This window comes from Siphonobacter sp. SORGH_AS_0500 (assembly GCF_031453245.1).
Lineage (GTDB): Bacteria > Bacteroidota > Bacteroidia > Cytophagales > Spirosomataceae > Siphonobacter.
In genome coordinates this window covers 568127-588662 of the sequence record NZ_JAVIYT010000001.1, presented here as the reverse complement: position 1 = coordinate 588662, position 20536 = coordinate 568127, and the positions used below count along the sequence as shown (strand labels likewise).

Below are 20536 nucleotides of genomic sequence, written 5' to 3'. Positions count from 1 at the left end.
GTTCCGAAGAACACCCAACTTGGTATGCTCTTTGATCTTCACACTTGGAACAGATTATAACTTCACCATCTTCCCTGTCTTGGCCGATTCCCGGGCGGCTTCCAGAATGCGTACGACTATGAGATTATTCTCCAGCGAATACAAGGGATGAGGCTTTATTTTGCCGCGAATTAAGTCCGCAAAATAGGCGAAAGGATCGTCGTAAACGGGTAGTTCCTGCTTGGTAATATTCCGTTTTTCCTCCTTCTTTTTACCACTTCTAACTTTATATTTCTCCTGATTTTCGGTAATTACATACCCACCATCGCCGTATACTTCTAAATCTTTACGGCTATACGGCCAGTTCCAGGAGGCCTGCACGATGCATTGGGCATGGGGGTATTCAATCACAATGGTGGCATCGTCGTCTACTTTGGGATACATATGAGGTTTGAATTGATGCGTAACGGCTGTTACCGAAAGCGGCTTTTCATTCTTCATGAAGTAAGTCATCAAATTGGCTCCATAACAACCAAAATCAATGAGGGCCCCACCGCCGTTTTGCACGGGGTCGGTTAGCCATTCAAAAAACTCTGGATTAACATTGATTTCTTTGGGCCCTTCGTGCCCCGTATGCACCACCATTTTTTTGAATTTTCCAACCGCTGTGCTGTCCATCACTAGTTGATACGTTTTCTCAATGCTTGGGTACCACGAGGTTTCGTAATTAGTGAGTAGTAAGGTGTGATGTTTCCTGGCTAACTCTGCCATTCGCTCAGCATCTTTCACGTTCGTTGAAAGCGGTTTCTCTACCATGACATGAATACCTCGCGGAGCACAGGCTTCCACAACTGCTTTATGTTCATAAATCGACCCAAAGGCTACCACCGCTTCGGGCTTCGTCTGATCGAGCATAGTTGTCAGGTCTTTATAAAACAGCTTCGGGTCGAGCTTATACCGGGAAGCGTACCGCTGAGATAACTCCTGATTACTTTCAGCAATACCGACGAGTTCAATATCGCCCACAGGTTTTCGACCCAAAATCCAGGGCACGTGTCCGTGGGTAATACCCGCTACGGCCACGCGAACGGGTTTCTGAGCTATCGCAATAGTGCTGGTTAGAACTAGCAAGCCCAGGAAGAGGAATTTTTTCATAGTGTTCAGAGGAGTTTGATTACTTCGTCTAATAGGTTCGGCTAGTTACTTAATTCTGCGAGATTAAGCTAATATTCCTCCGCAAAGCCTTCCTTAAAGGCACCACTTCGCTCTCGATTTTTCAATCGAATTTTAATGGGTCGACTCATTCATTCAAGCTATAAATCGTATATTTTTTAAAGTCTTAATTATACCCTGCCTATCTAAGCTATTTGAGCAGAATAAGAGTAAAAATTCTTAGAAATACATCCGCTAAACGTAATAAAATACATACCTCCTAATCCTACTACTTGGTAGTATTTAATTGTCAATTAATGTTAAAAATCTACATTCAAGTTAATTTATCAGTAAATTGGCTGCTCATTTATATAGTGTATTTTTAGTCAAAATTACCTATATAAGACACCCCATTACTTTATCAATCAGAGTTTATGTTTTCTTTATTCTCAAAAGGAATATTCATTCTGTGTGCCTTCTGCGTACCCTCCGTTGCTTTTGGGCAGTACCTCATCAAAGGTCGGGTTACAGACGCCTCTTCGGGAGAACCTATTCCTTTTGCCAATGTGGCCCTACGAGGGAAAGCCATTGGTACAACTACCAATTTTGAAGGCTACTATTCATTCAAAACCAGTCAGTTGAGTGATTCTCTGATTGCCACGAACATCGGCTATCGCATGCGTTCGAAAGCTTTACAAACTCAGGTAACCGAACAGGAGATTAATATTCAGTTAGAACCCGGCACGGCTCAGTTAAGAGAAGTAGTGATTCATGCTGGCGAAAATCCGGCCTACGCCATCATTCGAAACGCTCGTAGTCAGTTCAAACATCGGCAACCCGTTGAAGCTTATGAGTATACCAGTTACACCAAAATCGAACTGGATGTAGACAATGTCTCCGAGAAGTTTCGTAAGCGTAGAATAGTCCGCAAGATGACTGAGGCAATTGAGCAAGCCGAGTTTCTGGCAGGCGAGGACGGTCAGCCCATCTTACCCATGTTTGTTTCCGAAACTTTTTCACGTTTTTACTACCTGCATTCGCCGGAGTTACGCAAAGAACATATCCTTAAAACAGCTACGAAAGGGGTAGGTGTTAAGGACGGAAATTTCATTTCACAAATCACCGGCGGGAGCTTTCTTCAGAGTTTAAATTTCACACATAACTACATTACGTTTTTAGGAAAGGACTTGCTTTCCCCCATGGGTGAACACTGGAAAAGTACGTATGACTTTTATCTGGAAGATACCCTGGCGGTGGGTAATGAAGTATGCTACGCCATTGAGTTCAAACCCCGACGCAGCTCTGACCTGGCCTTCACGGGGAAGATCTACATTGATACTACACGTTATGCCTTGCGGGAAGTGGAAGCTACCATTGGCAAAGAAGCTAACCTGAATTTTATTGACAAATTAAAAATAGATCAGGAATTAACGATGGTGGTTAACGGGGCTGACTCCACGTGGTTACCCAACAAAACCCGCTTTATGATTGACGTTGCTCAGCTTACCAATAAATCCGCGGGGATGCTGGCTAAGTTTGATCTGTACAATCAGGATTTTGTCCTTAATAAGAAACATCCGCTCAGTTTCTACAATCCAAATCTGGAAGTAGCCGAAGATTTCAAGGAAGTGACGCCTGAATTCTGGGCCAAAATCCGCCCCGAAAACCTTAGTTCGGAGGATCTCCTCGCCAGAAAACTGATTGATACCCTTCAGAATCTGCCCATCGTCCGAACGTATGTGGATGTAGCAGAGCTTATTTCCACGGGCTGGAAAAAGTATCCTTACGTGGAATTTGGCCCTTACCTGTATTCCGCTGCCTGGAACCGAATTGAAGGCCTGCGGTTACGAATGGGCGTCCGCACCAATTCTGATTTCAGTAAGCACTGGATTTTACGCGGCCATCTGGCCTACGGTACGCTCGATCAGCGATTTAAGTATAGCGGAGAGGTGAACTATCTGTTCTCACGAAAAAGATGGACCGTTGCCGGAATTCGCTATTACCACGACCTTGAACGCATCGGTTTAACGCCTGATAAAATTGGCGATAACAAGCTGTTTTATGCATTTACGCGTTTTGGGAAAGTCCGTGGCTCTTATATGCAAACCGATTATGAGCTCTTTTTCAAGTCCGATGTTATTCGTAACCTTACGCTTTCGGGTTCCATAGACAATCGTAAGTACGAGCCACAATTTCCTTTCTTCTATAAAACTGCCCCGCATCTGGGTGAAAATTCACCCCGCCAAACCAACTTCTACGATACCTTTGTTACCCTGGAAGCCCGTTATGCCAAAAATGAGCAATACTTAATGGATGGCAACGAACGGATCACACTGGGCACCAAACGAATTCCAGTGATTTCGTTCCGGTACGTAAGGGGTTTTGCGGGCTTAGTGCATGGCAATTTTAATTACCACCGCTTCCAGTTATCAGCCTACCAGACATTACAAATGGGATTATGGGGACGATCTAATTACTCCTTTTCGATGGGTTATACGCCATCGGTTGTCCCTCCCATGTTGCTATTTCCTCATTTGGGTAATCCAACCTGGCTGTTCAACCGGAATGCCTTTAACCTGATGGACTTTTTTGAATTCGTCTCCGATCGCTATGTTTCTCTACAGTTTAACCATTCCTTCGAAGGGCTTCTCACCAACCGTATTCCGGTCATCCAGAAGTTAAAACTGAGAAGTTTTATGCTTTTCAATGCCTTAGTGGGTCAGCAAAGTCTTCAAAACCACGAATTCATCGATCACCATAAACTTCCATCCCGTACGCACTATGACTATGGCTCTCTGGATCCAAGCATCCCTTACATGGAAATTGGGTACGGCATTGACAATATCTTCAAATTCATCAAGATAACGGCCCTCCACCGATTAACCTACCGGGATACCCGTTCGCAGAATTTTGCGATTAAAGCCAGTGCTCATTTTGGTTTTTAAAGAAACCGGGGCGGGTCAATTGATCCGCCCCGGTTTATTTATTACCAGCCCATCCGCTCTTTCAGACGGGTAACATGAGCCAGATGATGTCGGCCATGCCAGTCGTAATTACCCAACTGATAGTCCAGCGTTACGCTTTGCTGTGAGCCGGGATGAAAGAAGGTCTTCTGATAATCAGCCTCCTGCATGGTTTTGAATACATTGACCCAGCGAACGTGTAAGGCTTCCAGCAGCGACAGCGAAACGTCCAGTGGTGTTTCGAAAGTATCGCCCAGATCGGCCCAACGGGCTTCTTCATAAGGCTTGATGCTTGGATTGGCTTCGGTCAAAGCCAATTTTGTACGAACATAGCCGTTCATGTGACTATCCGCTACGTGATGCACCACTTGCCGAACCGTCCAGCCGCCTTCACGGTAAGGCATATTCAGTTGCTGTTCCGATAAACCTTCCAAAGCTTGACGATATTGACTCGGTACGTGAAGGATGGACTTGATTAACTCGCTTCGTTGCTCAGGCGAGTAAGGGCCTTCGTAAACGAACAGGCCAATAGGATAGCGTAAGTCTTGCATGTATTGAATTTGGGGTTTGAATTCGTTTGGTCAGGTTTAAAGTAACTTGATCAGATTCATCTGATTTTGTCGGCACATCCTTTATCAAGGAAGCCACGTTCAAATAAATTCAAACTTATCAAACCTTCGCAAATTATTGTCAAAGGACTCAAACAAATCCAGATCATACTCCGCTCCGTAGTCGTTTGGCTCTGCCGAGTGACTGCGGAAGTTTACAGCTTGCCTTCAAGAAGCCTTCACGAAGCTAAGTAAGGTCCTTCGCTTCGCTCTGGATGACAGTTAGTGAGTTTATCTTAAGACTGCCAGCGAAAAAGCTGGTCGGGCCACGCTGGCAGCCTTAGCACTAGTTCCTTCGCCCACTCCGCAGTAGTCGCTCAGCCAAGCGGCTGCAGGAAACCATGTTAAAATAAAAATTAGCCCGTGTCTCATCAGAAACACGGGCTGCGATCATGGTGGCTTCGTACGGGAAATGCTCTTAGGTAAAGGTTAATGCCTATTAATTCTGATTCAGAAAATCAGTAAAGTAAATCAGCTCTACTTCGAAGAATAAAGCCGTTCCCTCCCGAACCGGATCGGAGGTGATGGCGATACAGGGATACTGTTCCGGTTTAGGAATGGGTAACCATTCGGGTACCGAACACCCTGGGCTTTCTTCCTCGTGCTGCAAGCTGGTCGATAAAATGTGGCGAAGGTAATCTTCCTTGCTACGAACCAAGTTCTTCTGCATAATCGTGGCGTTTGGAATAGGCGGAAACGATTGACTTTATTTTTTACTCATATCGTGTATCAAAAATGGCAACTAGAATTAACAAATACAAATAAAATAGACAAATTCTTTGTATTTGATTCAAAAATCTCTGATTTACTCTTTTTTGAATATACTTCTTATTCGCCCAGCATTCCATCCCTTAACAATTTGTTAATCTCTACGGCCATTCAAAAGTCTTAACTTCCAGATTCAAACGATCCCTATGAACCATGATTTCAGCCCTTTGGCGTAGCGGCTTATTACTAATTTTGTTGTCTTATGGTTCAGGATTTGGACAAAATATACGTTCAAATCAAGGCCGATCAGACTCAACATTCATCCAGGCGAAGGAAGAATATGCAATAGCTCTTCAGTCCGAAAAACCACTGGTAGCAGCGAAGGCACTTCAATCGCTCGGACGACTTTATTTTCACGCCGGGCAATACCCGCAGTCGCTCAGTTATTATGCTCAGGCAGGTCAAAAACTAGAGCAGTTGGGAGAAAAGAAATGGCTCGCTGAAAATCATAATGCACTCGGTGAACTTTACTACTACAGCAAGCAACCCCAGCAGGCCCGACTTCAATACGAACAGGCCTTACTACTTTTCAAAACAGTATCGGATGCCTCGGGTATAGCGACTACCTACGGAAACATCGGGCATTTGTACGAAAAAAGACAACTCTACGACAGTGCTTTTTATTATCAGCAGCAGGCACTCCATCAGTATCTCTCCGCTCACAATCGGGAGGGAACGGCCAAGATTTACGAAAACATGGGGAGCATTTTTGAGGATCTTGAACGCTACGACTCGGCCCAGGTTAACTTTCAGCGGGCACTAAAAGTTAATCTTCAGACGAAAGATTCGCTACTCCGCATTGAAATCTATAATAACCTCGGCGACATTCTTCGCAAAACGGGTCACTTTCAGAAAAGCCTAATTTATAGCCGAAAAGCCTACGAACTAGGCCTGCAAACGCATGAACGCCATTACCTGAGTGGTTCGACCAATGACATTGGAAAAGCCTATCACCTGATGGGTCTGAACGACAGTGCCTACCATTACGTATCCTTGAGTCGGGCTTACGAAGCCGAAATTTATTCACTCGAAAGTAGCCAGCAACTGGCCCTGACCCAAACGCTTTTCGATACGGAAAAGAAGAATAATGAGATTGAGCGACTGACTAATGAACGTCAGTTCAACCAACTCATGACCATCGCGGTAATTATCGGTCTTTTGCTACTGATTGGTTTGGTGAGCCTGGCTTACAATCGGCAAAAAATGAAAGTTCGAAATGAGCAGACCCTCAGTCGACAAAATCAATTGGTATACGAAACGCAGCGGGAACTCATGCAATCGAAGTTACGGAATCAGCAGTTGCAGGAAGAGCAGTTAAAGAATGAACTTGCTATTCGTTCGAAAGAATTATCCACTCACATTTTACATATCATTCAGAAAAATCAGGCATTGGAAGATTTGAAAGGTAACTTAGATAAACTAATAAAAGACGATAAACGTGATCACAAAAAGCAGATTAAGAAAATTGTTCAGCAGATTAATGATAGTTTTAGCCATGATCAATACTGGCTCGAATTCAGCAGCACATTTGAGCAGGTACATCAATCTTTTTTTGAAAAGTTAAGGCTCCATTCGGATCAATTATCTATTTCTGATTTACGATTGGTAGCCTTATTGAAAATGAATCTGACTTCATCTGATATTTCCACTTTATTAGGTATCTCGCAGGACAGTTTACGCGTTACCCGGTATCGTCTGCGGAAAAAACTTAACCTGGCCGCGGGTGAAAGCCTCACAGCCTTTATTCAGGGAATTTAGGGGCTTAACATTTTGGTAATATTGCCATAACGCAAACTTAATGGCGGTTTTGTAACGGTATAAATATTTAAAAATCAACAGCTTAACTACTTTTTGTTAACACTGTTGCTTTCGTGCTAACGGAGGCTTCAGTCACCGAACTTCTTTCGGCTTTCCATTTCCTTGACTCCTAATTTTTCATCCTGCACCTTCGACCCATCAAACGAAAATCAGTAAGAATACCGAGCTGATTCTCGTGCTGATTTTGCTTACTCAATCAGTACTCATTCGATGGGAAAGATTTATAGTATTATTGTTTTTATCAGCCTTATTTCATTTTACAGTTGGGCTGGATCTATTAAAGGGAAAGTTTCTGAATTATCTTCCGGTGAACCTGTTACTGGAGCCGTTATTCGCGTAGAAAATACGATGTATCATGATCTTTCGGGATATGATGGCAGCTATACGATTAAAAACTTACCAGCCGGAACCTACCGGGTTACCATCAGTTTTATCACCTTTCAATCTACTACTAAAGAAGTTAAAATTTCCGGCACTGAAACCGTTGTTCTTGATGCATTCCTAGAACCTTCCCACAAACAAAATTTACAGGAAGTAGTCGTAAAGACGGGCCGTGAAGGAGCGACGGATCAAACCGCCCGTCACCTGGAACGTTCGGCGGATCAGGTGATGAATATCGTTTCGGGACGATCCATCCAGTTATCTCCCGACCTTACCGTTGCCAACGTTATCCAACGGGTTTCGGGGGTATCCATCGAACGAAATAGCAACGGCGACGGTCAGTACGCCATCGTTCGGGGGATGGACAAGCGGTATAATTACACGCTGGTCAATGGCGTGAAAATTCCAAGCCCGGATAACCGCTACCGCTACGTTCCACTCGACATTTTTCCTTCCGATCTTTTGGATCGGCTTGAAGTTTACAAAGCCCTCACCCCAAGCATGGAAGGCGACGCGATTGGAGGAGCCGTCAATCTGGTTATGAAAGACGCTCCGAATCAACATTTGTTCACCGCTAACGTTTCGACGGGTTACAGCGAATTGTTCATGGATCGGCCCTTCATGAGTTATGACTGGAAGTCCGTTACTAAGAAATCGCCTTACGAACGCAACGGTAATCAGTACAATGCCACGCCAGCCGATTTTTCGAAAGTTACTTCGACCTATAGAAAGCAGTCGCCGCCACCGAATGTACTGGGTGGATTCTCCTGGGGTAACCGCTTTTTAAATCAAAAACTAGGCGTTATCGTAGCCGGAAGCTACCAAAACACCTATCGCGGAAGTAATAGTTTATTTTTTGACTCTGAAACCGTTAACACTCAAAAAGGAGTAACCCTTACCAAGTTAAGCGAGCGTCAGTATTCCGAGCAGCAGTTACGCTACGGAGTTCACACGAAATTGGATTACCGGCTGAATGATCGACATAAACTCTCTTTATATAATGCCTTTATTAACCTGAACAACAGCCAGATTCGGGATACCAAATCAACACAATTAACCATTGGCGGGTACGATCCGATTGCCGGAAATGCGACGCTGGGGTATGATACCCGGAGCCGCTTGACGCAGCAGCAGATTTTGACGAGCACCTTGCAGGGTAAACACCAGATCAGCGATCCTTTTGAGGTGCAGTGGTCAGCAGTGTATTCGAAGGCAACGAACCAACAGCCCGATCAAACGCAGGTTCCGTTACTAGGCGAACGTAAAAACTTCATCGAAACCCAAACAACCGTGCAGGATGCGTACCGTCGCTGGGAGCATAATTCAGACACCGATCTGGCGGCTTACCTGAATTTTAGTTATCGTTCTCATTTGGGTCAAACGCCCGTGGAATGGAAGGCGGGTGGGCTCTATCGCACGAAAAACCGGAGTAATTTCTATAATAACTACCAGCTTCGTCCCACCAACCTGTTTGCCCGTTACGGCGAAGACTTCACATCCTACGATCAGATTAACTGGACGATTCAGAACCCGCGAGGTTCGGTTGGTAGTGCAATGACCTACGATGCTTCCGAGAAAACAGCTTCGGGTTATGTACAGGCCAAGGCAACGCCTCTACACTGGGAAATTCTGGGCGGCGTGCGAGTAGAGAATACGGATCAGGGATATGAACTGAAAAATCAGATGGGAGAAGATCGTCCGACGGGTCATCAGATTTACACGGATGTATTACCCAGCCTGCACCTGAAATACATGCCGAATGGACAGACCAACTGGCGGGCCTCGTACTTCCGTTCGCTGAACCGTCCGGGCTTCTTCGAGATCGTTCCCTATAACGTCGTTCAGGAAGAATATCAGGAGCGGGGTAACCCCGATTTGAAGCGGGCAATTGCGGATAACATCGACTTGCGTTATGAACACTTTCCCACTCACACCGATCAGTTCATGGTGGGACTGTTCTACAAATACCTTCAAAATCCTATCGAGTATACGTTACAACGGGATCCCGTTCGTGGGCAGTCTATCTTTTACACGCCGGGTAACTTCGGGAATGCTCAGAACGCCGGGCTTGAACTAGACTACATCAAATACTTCAGCAAGTGGGGAATCAAGGCCAATTATACCTATACGCTGTCCCGAATTACCTCCGCCAAATTTATCCGAACCCGTGACGAAAACGGGGATTTGGTACCTATGTACGTCAACCAAACGCGTCCTCTGTATGGTCAGTCTGCCCACATTGGTAACCTGACTGTGCTGTACAGAAATGATGGCTGGGACGCTCAGGTAGCGGGTAGTTACACCGGCGAGCGAATTAATACGGTTTCTCAATTCCTCAATAACGACCTCTGGCAAAAAGCCTTCATTCAAATGGATGCTTCGCTGGAAAAAGCCATGGGTCATCGGTGGGTCGTTTTTGCGAAAGCCAATAACCTGCTCAACACGCCGCTGGAAGTGTACATCAAAAACGCTGAGTCAGTTAACGAAGGATTGCCCTATCAAAACGAAGCGGGCAAAACCCTCATCCGTCGGGATTATTACCAGCGTAGCTACGTCTTTGGTTTACGCTTTAAATTCTAGCATTCAAGCTTTTACAAAATCTTTATTATCCAGAAACAATCATGAACAAACTGTTTATTGCAACCGGTCTGGCAATGGCCTTTTTAACCAGTTGTAGCAAAAATTCCGAAAAAACGCAGGTTACCCCAGCCCCTACCGAAGAAAGCGTAAGCGGTAACGTGGAAGGCGTTTGGAAAAAAGGGAATACCTACAAAGTGACGGGACACCTCCAGATTGCCGAAGGCAAATCCCTGACCATTGAAGAAGGCGTAACCGTTCTGATGAGCGATTCGATTGTGAAGCCTGAGATCCTCATCAGAGGGAACCTCTACAGCATGGGAACGACGGCCAACCCCGTAAAATTCACCGTGCCTGATGCCTGGAAAACGGCGGCTAATAACTTCGGTAATCTTTGGGGTGGTTTGATTGCCGGCCCCACCAATACGGAATTAGTCCTTTCAAACACTGTTCTTGAATACGGTGGAGCTGTCACTACGGAAGAATCTCCTTCGGTTAAGGCTCAGTTATACAAAGCTAAAGCGGGTGAGCACGTTCCGGTATTATATACTTCAAACACAGGCTCTAAAATTGTCGTGGCCAACAGCACCATTCGTCACTTCAACGAAGACGGTTTTTACCTCGAAGGTGGTAAAGTGTTAATCATGAACAACACCTTCCACACCACGGGCGTGTCGGGTGGCGAAGCCATTAACATCAAGTCAGGGGTACAGGCTGAGGTAGCTTTCAATGTCATCTATAGCCCCAACACAAATGCTCTGAAGCTTTCCAACGCGGGTGACAAAACGCCTCAGGCTTACATCGTGGCTTACAACAACACGATTGTGAACGCAGGCTGGAGACGTCCAACCATCAAAGGTGGTTCTATTTGGTTAGAAAAAACGGTTCGTGCGGACGTTTACAATACCTTACTGGTGAACGACCGTTTCGGTATTAAGCGGGACAAAGGTGCCCCTGAAGATACCCGTTCCGTCATTGCAAATAACTTCTATTACGGATACACGCAGACGGGCGTGGATCAATTTCAGCCTTCAACCGAAATCGTAAAAGGAACGAATGATATTCTGAGTACGAAAGCTGGAGAAAATGATCCTAAGCTGGTGAATTACCCCCTGTCTACGTCCAGCATGAATTCCAGCTACGACTCCTCCTGGGATTTTCACTTACAAACGGGCTCTCCAGCGTTAGGCAAAGGCAAAACAGACTTTACCCGTCTATATGCAAACGGTCTAAGTGTAAATGGGGTAACCTATACGTCACCCGCTCCCGGTTCTTACATCGGAGCGTTGGGGACGAAATAAGTCATTACTAGTCCCCATGTCAGCCGGCCTTTCGTGGGGACTTTTTGTATCTATATAAAAGGATGTTACTGAAAACGAGTGCGTTATTATTAACCGGACTGGCTCTGTTCACCAGTTGCCAGCGGAATACGATTTCCCGTCAGGCGGTCAAACCGCTGTACATTACCGAAAAACTGGCTCACGATTCTGATGACCCGGCCGTGTGGATTAACCCTCAGGACCCGGCCAAAAGTCTGATTGTCGGGACGGATAAAGACGTAGAGGGAGGACTGTATGTCTTCAACCTTCAGGGAAAAATTCAGCAAAAAATAGGAGGACTGAAGCGTCCCAATAACGTTGACATTGAATACGGTTTGATGCTGAACGGAAAGGCCACGGACATTGCCGTTACCACCGAACGCATGACGCACCAACTGCGAATTTTTTCTTTACCCGACCTGAAACCCGTGGACAACGGCGGTATCGAAGTTTTTGAAGGAGAAACCCAGCCAGAATACCGCGATTTAATGGGCATTTCGATGTATAAAAACAAAGCAGGCGTAATCTATGCCATTGTAGGTAGAAAGACGGGTCCTACTACGGGAGGTTACCTCTGGCAGTACCGCCTTGACGATGACGGAAGGGGCCAAATTAAAGCCACGTTAGTTCGGAAATTCGGTGCTTATAGCGGTCTGAAGGAAATTGAATCCATCGTAGTGGATGACAAGCTGGGTTATGTGTATTATTCGGACGAAGGCAAAGGCGTTCGCCAGTACTATGCGGATCCTGAAAAGGGGAATGAAGAGTTAGCCTTATTTGCAACCGAAAACTTCAAAGTCGATCACGAAGGCATTTCGATTTATGAACTAACCGACAGCACGGGTTATATCCTGGTATCGGATCAGGGAGCGAATCGCTTCCAAATTTTCAGCCGCGAAGGAACGCCGAATAAGCCTTTTGAACATAAGCTGGTTAAAATTGTGGACGTGCGGGCCATGGAAAGTGATGGCTCGGAAATGGTTTCCGTGCCTTTGAATAATGACTTTAAACACGGCTTGTTTGTCGTCATGAGTACGGATCGAACCTTTCACTTATACCGCTGGGAGGACATTGCGGGAAAGGAATTAAAGTTACGCCCTTAATGAAAATTGCCAGCTTCTCGGCTGGCAATTTTTGTATCATCCCATTGCGAAAACCCGGGTTCATGACGCTGAGTTATTCATTTTCAATTCTTTTGGGATTCTCTTACTTCTCCATTTTTTAAGAAAGAGTTACTTTCCAGGTGCGTTCGAATACTTCTCCGGCAGCCAGACGATTAATCCCCTCCTTCGTTTCTAAATTCTGATCGTGTGTAACGCTATCGGCAATACCGCACCAGGGTTCGATACAAACAAAAGGGGCCTTCGGAGCGGCCCAAATGCCGAGGTAAGGAAAGTCCTCAAAATCAAATTTCAACTGATAAGGAACCTGATCTGATTTCAGGGTTACCGAAGTAGATTTCAGATGCTTAAACACCAAAGCATCTTCCGCAAAAAGCTCATGAGATAAAGCAATGCGGTTACTATTTTCTACGACAGGTTCGGGGGTTACGTCAATCAGGCCCCCTTCGGCCAGCGGCCAACGATGGAAGTCTTCCGTTTCATTAAACTCCAGGTAATAATCCGTGTATTGCGTTTCGTCTGTGAAAGGAACGCGGAACGCCGGGTGTCCACCCACGGAGAAAAATAAATCCTTTGAATCGTGATTGGTTACCTTGTACTGAACGGATAATTCATTCTGACGCAACGTATAGATCACCCGCAGCCGAAATTCAAAGGGATAAACCGCCATCGTTTCGGCATTACTCTTCAATAAAAACGTCAGATCAGATTCACCTTCGGCTTCCAGTTCAAACTCCATATCCCGGGCAAAACCGTGTCTGCTTAGCTTGTACGAGTTCCCTTCGTAGTGATACTCGTTGTTTTGCAAAGCTCCTACGATTGGAAATAAAATGGGGGAATGTTTGGCCCAGAAAGCGGGATCCCCGCTCCAGAGGTATTCCAGATGCGTTTCTTTATGATAAAGGCTTACCAATTCCGCTCCTTTCTGGCGGATGGCTACTTTGAGATAATCATTTTCGAGGAAATAAGTCATAGGTCTATTGAAATTGTATTTGATGTAATAAACACAGTACAGCCAAAGTTGATCGGAATCTTTGAAAAAAGAAAGACAGCTTCAGAAGGGATTAATGATTCGTAATTTGAAACCGTTACCCTAGGCTAGGTCCACGTTATTCATACGGATCCACCTTTGGGGTTTTATTTCTTCTTTAAAATCATTCTCTGCCCGAACTAAATTAACCCCAAACCCTCAACGCTAAACTTCAAATTCCAAACTCAAAACCCCAAACACTACCCTTAATCGTCTGGTAGTCTGACTAATTAAATCCGCCCCGGAACTAAAAAAACGAAAACAAGCTTGTCTTTTTTACGAAAAGAGAGTACTTTTGCAGTCCGTTTTTCAAGACGAACATTTTTTATTTTTTTACATCATGCCAACTATTTCACAACTAGTACGTAAGGGTCGTGAGCGTGTGACTTGGAAATCAAAGTCTCCAGCTCTTGACGCTTGCCCTCAAAAACGTGGTGTGTGTACTCGTGTATACACAACTACACCGAAGAAGCCTAACTCTGCTCTTCGTAAAGTAGCTCGTGTGCGTTTGTCACATGGTAAAGAAGTTAACGCCTATATCCCCGGAGAAGGCCACAACTTACAGGAACACTCTATCGTACTGATCCGTGGTGGTCGTGTGAAAGATCTTCCTGGGGTTCGTTACCACATCATCCGTGGTGCTCTGGATACTGCAGGTGTTAAAGGTCGTATGCAAGCTCGTTCTAAATACGGTGCGAAACGTCCTAAACCCGGTCAGGCTCCCGCAGCTCCTGCAAAAGGTAAGAAGAAGTAATCTTTTTCTGATCCATCGTCGTCAGTTCGAAAGACTGAGGGCTTAACACATCCGAGAATGCAGTAAGCCACTGTTACGGGCAGAAGCGACGCGTTCTCATCAACATTCAAACGTAACTTAGTCATGCGTAAGGCAAAACCAAAAAAACGGTACGTATTACCGGATCCTAAATTCAAGGAGACGCTCGTAACGAAATTTGTAAACAACCTCATGTACGAGGGCAAAAAGTCTACTGCTTATAACATCTTCTACGGTGCTCTGGAATTAGTAGAGAACCGCACCAAAGAAAATGGTCTGGAGACTTTCAAAAAGGCGTTGAACAACGTTATGCCTACGGTAGAAGTAAAGAGCCGCCGTGTAGGTGGTGCTACCTTCCAGGTTCCAACCGAAGTTCGTCCCGAGCGTAAACAGTCAGTAGGCATGAAATGGCTGATTAAATATGCTCGTGGTCGTAACGAGAAGACCATGGTAGAGCGTCTGGCTAGCGAAATCGTAGCAGCTGCTAAAGGCGAAGGTGCTGCGGTGAAGAAGAAAGACGATACGCACCGGATGGCTGAAGCTAACAAAGCTTTCTCTCACTTCCGCGTATAGTTCTGAGGAATATATTCTCAAGAAAAGAGTTGCAGACTTTCGGGTTTGCAACTCTTTTTTCGTTTGAATAGGTTTGAAATCATTGCTTTTGCAATGATTTCAAACCTATTCAGCCTGTCATTTAGAGCGAAGCGAAGGACCTTATTTCTCACAGTCGCTCGGCTCTGCCGAGTGACGCACTGGAGACCAGGCCTCTGGCCGGCAAAACACTTTGGTTAAACAGGCCATACTTCGCTACTTTGATTATTCTGCGTCAGACGGCCAGAGGCCTACAACTATAGGGTCACTCGGCAGAGCCGAGCGACTGCAGAGCTTTTAGAATTCTCTCACCTCAAACCTTCTCTAGCCACTTCAAACAATCAAACTAACCCACTTCAAACAAAAAAAAGCCACCCAAGTGGGCAGCTTCTTTTCAACTAAACTGGAAATTAAATTATCTCTTTCTTCCTGAAGCAATCATCGAGCAACGGAAACCGATGGTAGCCGTTGACGAATCCTGATCTAGGTAACGACGAGTTCCGGGAGCCAACCAGTAGGCAATATCTGCCCATGAGCCACCTTTATACACCCGCGTACGGTTGTCCAACAGGGAGTTGTTATCTTTTTTACCGTAGTTTTTCTCATCATCCAGGTAACCATCCCGACGAACAGGGTTCAAATCGCTGAACGTCTGGAAGGTGGTGGGGCGGTATACATCCCATACCCACTCATTTACGTTTCCAGCCATGTTATACAGACCAAAATCGTTAGGAGGATATGAATACACTTCATCCGTGATGATGGCACCGTCGTTCGTTTTACCGGCAATACCCGCATAATCCCCGCGACCCCGTTTGTAGTTAGCTAACATTGTACCTTTTTTCTTACCTGAGCTTTTACGCATCGAAGAACCATCCCAGGGATAAATCCGCTGATTCGACTGGTTTTCATCCAGGTATTGCGTACCGATCAAAGCTTTCGCTGCGTATTCCCATTCTGCTTCTGTTGGCAGACGGTAATTCGGCAGTACGAAGCCCGTTTCAATGGCAGCTCGGCCTCCGGTATATTGCTGGCTAGAAGCTTCTGCTGTCGCCTCTTCCCCTTTCTTGCCTTTTTTCTTACCGCCGCTGGTTGCTTTACGAGCCAGATCATTGTTTACGGCTCCTGTACGCCAAGCTGAGTAATCCTGTGCCTGTACCCAAGAAACACCCACAACCGGATACATACGGAAACCAGGGTAACGCAGATATTGATCTACGTAGGTATCGTTGAAGGCCATTTCGCCCGCCCATACGGTGGTATCGGGTAAAGCCGCTTCGTAAAACTCCTGAGTCGAGTCTTTCTGAATGGCGTGCAGATATTCGAGGTAGTGAACGTTAGCTATTTCGGTTTCATCCATAAAGAAGGATTGTACCGTTACTGTACGCTCTACGTTATCGTGAACACCCGCTACGTCTTCTTCCAGCGAACCCATCACAAAACGACCGCCTTCGACGTACACCAGGTTAGGACCCGTTGGCTGCCCTTTAAAGCTTTTAGGCGTTGAAAAACCTTCTTTCGTGTTATACGCAATGCCTGTTGCCGTACTATTCTTCCCGATATGGGCACTATCGGGCGTTTTGTTCTTTTTGCAAGCCGTTGTCAGTAGCACCATCGCCCCCAACAAATAATAAACTGACGCAATTCTCATCATTGCTATGTATATGGTTTGGAATATCGCTTTTGGTTTCTGTTTTAAGTGAACGTCCAATTCTGCTTTAGAGATGGACGTTCACTTAAAATCGCTTACAAAATCGTACAAAAATAGAAGATTGGCTGGAATTACTTGATAACCGTTCAGTCATTCCTATTACCTAATCTTTGAAAATCGGTTTAAATACTCAAATCGGCCTTCGTTAGGCTTTCATTTTTTCGGGCGAGGCGACCATGTAGCCCAATAACTCATCGAGGTCTTTTACCTGCCGGATATTTTCGGCTTGTAGTAATAACTTCCCTTTGACATCCCGCAGAGCAACGCGTTTGGGTTGAGCCTTCACAAAATCAAGTACTCGGCCAAATCTTTCGGATTGGAAGTAAGCTTCTTGCTCACCTGAAACGAAAGTTCCTTTCAATGTATTTTGTTTAAGCGTTAATTTTTCAAAACCAATTTGTTCTGCTTTCCAACGAACCTTCACCAAACCAATCAAATCACGAACTTCTTCTGGAGCCGGACCAAATCGATCCGTTACTTCGGCCTGAAATTTCTGTAACTCGGCTTCCTCTTTCAGGTTATCCAGACGGTTATACAAACTGAGCCGTTCGGATATGTTAGATACGTAATTTTCAGGAATCAGGACGGGTAAATCCGTTTCAATCTGACATTCCACCCGCAGATTTTTAGCGGCTTTGGCTAATTCGTCCGCAAAGAGGTCTTTAAACTTCGTTTCCTTCAGCTCCTGGACGGCTTCGTCGAGGATTTTATGATAGGTTTCAAAGCCTAAATCGTTTATGAAGCCACTTTGTTCAGCTCCAAGCAAATTTCCTGCTCCACGAATGTCCAAATCCCGCATGGCTACCTTGAATCCATCGCCCAGTTCCGTGAATTCTTCCAGAGCCTGAAGGCGTTTACGGGAATCACTGGTTAGTAACGAAAGAGCAGGGGTCAGCAGGTAACAATACGCCTTTTTATTGGATCGGCCAACCCTTCCCCGCATCTGGTGAAGATCGCTCAAGCCAAATAAATGGGCCTGATTAATCAGAATCGTATTGGCATTCGGGATGTCCAGTCCGGCTTCGATGATATTCGTTGAAATCAGAACGTCATATTCTCCTTCAATAAATTTCATCATTACCTTTTCCAGACGATCGCCATCCATCTGGCCGTGGGCAATACCAATTTTAGCGTCTGGCACCAATTTCAGAATCATATTACCCAGCGTTTCCAGATCACCAATCCGGTTATGGACAAAGAAAACCTGCCCGCCGCGTTTCAGTTCAAGCATGACGGCATCGCGGATTTTTAGTTCGTCGAATACCATTAATTGCGTCGTAACGGGCTGACGATTCGGCGGTGGCGTAGCAATAACGGATAAGTCACGGGCTCCCATTAACGAGAAGTGAAGCGTTCGGGGAATAGGCGTCGCCGTGAGGGTTAATACGTCCACATTGAGTTTAAATTCCTTCAACCGATCTTTGACCTTCACGCCAAACTTCTGTTCCTCATCAACGATGAGCAGACCCAGATCTTTAAACTTGACGTCCTTTCCTACAATCCGGTGCGTTCCAATGAGAATACTCGTTTCGCCAGACTGCACCCGCTTCAGCGTTTCCTTAATCTGCTGCGTGGTTTTGAATCGGTTAATGTATTCGACTTTCACTGGAAAACGCTCAAAACGGTCACGAAAGGTACGGTAATGCTGCATGGCTAATACCGTGGTTGGCACCAGCACCGCCACCTGCTTATTATCCGCAGCGGCTTTGAAAGCGGCTCGCATCGCTACTTCCGTCTTACCAAACCCAACATCCCCACAAACCAGACGATCCATAGGGTGCGGTTTTTCCATATCTTCTTTTACCGCCGCCGTTGAAGAAGCCTGGTCGGGGGTATCTTCGTAAAGGAACGACGACTCCATCTCGACTTGTAAGAAACTATCCCGCGAATAGGCATAACCCGGAGCAAATTTCCGCTTGGCGTACAGCTCGATCAGCTCCGCCGCGATGTCTTTGACCTGCCGCTTGACCTTCGCCTTTTTGTTTTCCCACTCCGGTGACCCTAACTTACTCAACGAGGGTTGAGTGCCTTCCTTACCCGTATACTTAGCGATTTTGTGCAAACTCTGCACGTTCACTACAACGGTATCATTATCCCTGAAAACCAGGCGAATTCCTTCCTGTTTGTGATCACCTACATCAATCTTCACGAGTCCGGCGAAACGGCCAATGCCGTGGTCAATGTGGGTAACAAAATCGCCAGGAGCCAGTGTTTTGAGTTCGCGAAGCGTAAGGGCTTTGGACTTACTGTACTTATCCCGAACGCGATACCGATAAAACCGATCAAAAATTTGGTGATCGGTGAAACAGGCGATTTTCAGGGTATCATCAATATACCCTTCCCGCAGGGAAACATTCACGGCCTGAAAACGAACCGAGTCATTGGATTCTCCTACGATGGTATTTAATCGTTCCAGTTGCTTCTGGGTTTCAGCAACAATAATGTTCGTATACCCCCGGTATTGTTGTTCATGAAGGGTTTCAATCAGCCGATTGAAATCTTTATTGAAGCTGGGCTGGGGTTTCGAAGCATAATTAACGCGAAGGTCTGCTGGTGATTCGGTTGCCCCGTCGGCGGCTTTGAAATAAAACCGTTTCCCAAATTCTACGCTCGGATATTCATTGATATGATTCAGGAAACTGCGACGGGTTTCAAACAACTGGGAAGGTTCATGAATCACCTTGATACCGCCGCTCCGCTCTACAATTTCGTTGAAGCTTTTCTCAACATTCTCAAAACAGATTCCGATCAGTTCGAGGGTTAACTCCACATCCTTAAACCAGAGTCGGGTTTCTCTGCCAAAAAAGCTGAAAAACGATTCCCGGACCTCCTGAATAAGCTTGGTCTGAACGTCGGGAACGATATTAATCTGGGAAACGGATTCTTTGGAAAGCTGCGTATCGGGATCAAACGTTCGGATGGATTCTACCTCATCACCGAAAAGGTCAATCCGGTAGGGGAATTCGTTAGCGTAGCTATATACGTCAATAATTCCCCCCCGCAGGGCAAACTGACCCGCTTCGTACACAAAATCGGTTCCCTCAAAATCCTGGCTAATTAAAAATTCAGTCAGGAATTCAGTATCAATTTTTTCGCCCACCGAAACCGTAAATGTATTCTTCACGAGTGACTTCCGGTTGATAACCTTTTCACTCAGAGCTTCTGGATAGGTGACGATTAATAACGGATGTCCCTTTTCATTCAACCGGTTCAGAACTTCGGCCCGCATCAATACGTTCGCATTATCAATCTCTTCGTATTCGTAGGGCTTTTTATAAGACATTGGAAAAAACAGGACGTGGTCTTCGCCCAGCAAATTCTGAAGGTCATTATAGAAATAGGCCGCTTCTTCTTTATCCGACAAAACCAGCAAAGAAGACGCCGGCTGGTGCTGATAGAGGGATGCCACCAGAACCGAATCCAGACTTCCGGCTAATCCTTTGATCTGAAGATGGTAATCATTAGGCTGTTTACTTTGAATTCGTTCGCTAATGAGACGGATAAACGGATCATTGCGATACAGCGTTAACAAATCTTTAACTAGCATCGAGTTTATTTTAAAAATTCGCTTTTTGCTACCGGGTTTTCACACAACTTTGTCTGGAAATGGATCCCCGGTTCCTGCGTTTATGAATCGTATGCATGGGTTTTCAAACGCAACAGAACGCAATAAACCCCGCCGTAAGCCGAATTTCTCGGTACCGACAGGGAGACTATTAGAAAACTCTGAGACCCGGAGCAAAGTT

13 protein-coding genes are annotated in these 20536 nt (G+C 45.5%); 7 read left to right on the top strand and 6 right to left on the bottom strand.

From position 1 onward, the window contains the following. Positions 1-54 precede the first annotated feature (54 nt). A complete protein-coding gene (locus tag QE357_RS02520) occupies positions 55-1134 on the bottom strand; it encodes a Gfo/Idh/MocA family oxidoreductase (protein WP_309705585.1) in 1080 nt (359 codons plus the stop codon). Positions 1135-1565: 431 nt separating this feature from the next. Between QE357_RS02520 and QE357_RS02515 the strand changes: the two genes are divergently transcribed. Further along, positions 1566-4076 carry a DUF5686 family protein gene (locus tag QE357_RS02515; RefSeq protein WP_309705583.1) on the top strand — a complete coding sequence of 837 codons (2511 nt, stop codon included), beginning with the start codon at positions 1566-1568 and terminating at the stop codon, positions 4074-4076. Between the two features lie 41 nt (positions 4077-4117). Here QE357_RS02515 and QE357_RS02510 read toward each other — a convergent pair whose 3' ends face one another. Together QE357_RS02510 and QE357_RS02505 are read right to left on the bottom strand one after the other, a co-directional pair. Beyond that, complete coding sequence (locus QE357_RS02510; RefSeq protein WP_106637294.1) at positions 4118-4645, bottom strand: YfiT family bacillithiol transferase; 528 nt, start codon at positions 4643-4645, stop codon at positions 4118-4120. Between the two features lie 496 nt (positions 4646-5141). Next, positions 5142-5372, bottom strand: coding sequence for a hypothetical protein (locus QE357_RS02505; RefSeq protein WP_106637293.1), 231 nt, complete (start codon positions 5370-5372; stop codon positions 5142-5144). A gap of 251 nt (positions 5373-5623) precedes the next feature. Between QE357_RS02505 and QE357_RS02500 the strand changes: the two genes are divergently transcribed. From QE357_RS02500 to QE357_RS02485, 4 genes are all read left to right on the top strand, one after another. Next, positions 5624-7228, top strand: coding sequence for a tetratricopeptide repeat protein (locus QE357_RS02500; RefSeq protein ID WP_309705578.1), 1605 nt, complete (start codon positions 5624-5626; stop codon positions 7226-7228). Positions 7229-7498: 270 nt separating this feature from the next. Continuing rightward, entirely contained in the window at positions 7499-10249 is a 2751-nt protein-coding gene (locus tag QE357_RS02495) for a TonB-dependent receptor domain-containing protein (RefSeq protein WP_309705576.1), read from the top strand. A gap of 41 nt (positions 10250-10290) precedes the next feature. After that, the gene (locus QE357_RS02490) at positions 10291-11547 is read left to right on the top strand and encodes a right-handed parallel beta-helix repeat-containing protein (protein WP_309705574.1); all 1257 of its coding nucleotides are present in this window, start codon (positions 10291-10293) and stop codon (positions 11545-11547) included. A gap of 62 nt (positions 11548-11609) precedes the next feature. Continuing rightward, positions 11610-12668, top strand: coding sequence for a phytase (locus QE357_RS02485; protein ID WP_309705572.1), 1059 nt, complete (start codon positions 11610-11612; stop codon positions 12666-12668). 118 nt (positions 12669-12786) lie between these two features. On the opposite strand, the gene QE357_RS02480 is transcribed toward QE357_RS02485, so the two are convergent. Next, a complete protein-coding gene (locus tag QE357_RS02480) occupies positions 12787-13659 on the bottom strand; it encodes an aldose 1-epimerase family protein (RefSeq protein WP_309705570.1) in 873 nt (290 codons plus the stop codon). A gap of 397 nt (positions 13660-14056) precedes the next feature. Between QE357_RS02480 and rpsL the strand changes: the two genes are divergently transcribed. Both rpsL and rpsG read left to right on the top strand, forming a co-directional pair. After that, positions 14057-14470, top strand: a complete 414-nt coding sequence (gene rpsL / locus QE357_RS02475; RefSeq protein WP_106637308.1) for a 30S ribosomal protein S12 — start codon at positions 14057-14059, stop codon at positions 14468-14470. Positions 14471-14593: 123 nt separating this feature from the next. Next, a complete protein-coding gene (gene rpsG / locus QE357_RS02470; protein WP_106637287.1) occupies positions 14594-15061 on the top strand; it encodes a 30S ribosomal protein S7 in 468 nt (155 codons plus the stop codon). 433 nt (positions 15062-15494) lie between these two features. Here rpsG and gldJ read toward each other — a convergent pair whose 3' ends face one another. Both gldJ and mfd read right to left on the bottom strand, forming a co-directional pair. Continuing rightward, positions 15495-16733: a gliding motility lipoprotein GldJ gene (gldJ, locus tag QE357_RS02465; RefSeq protein WP_106637286.1), complete on the bottom strand. Its 1239-nt coding sequence runs from the start codon at positions 16731-16733 to the stop codon at positions 15495-15497. Between the two features lie 202 nt (positions 16734-16935). Further along, the gene (gene mfd, locus QE357_RS02460; protein WP_309705568.1) at positions 16936-20337 is read right to left on the bottom strand and encodes a transcription-repair coupling factor; all 3402 of its coding nucleotides are present in this window, start codon (positions 20335-20337) and stop codon (positions 16936-16938) included. Between the last annotated feature and the right edge of the window lie 199 nt (positions 20338-20536).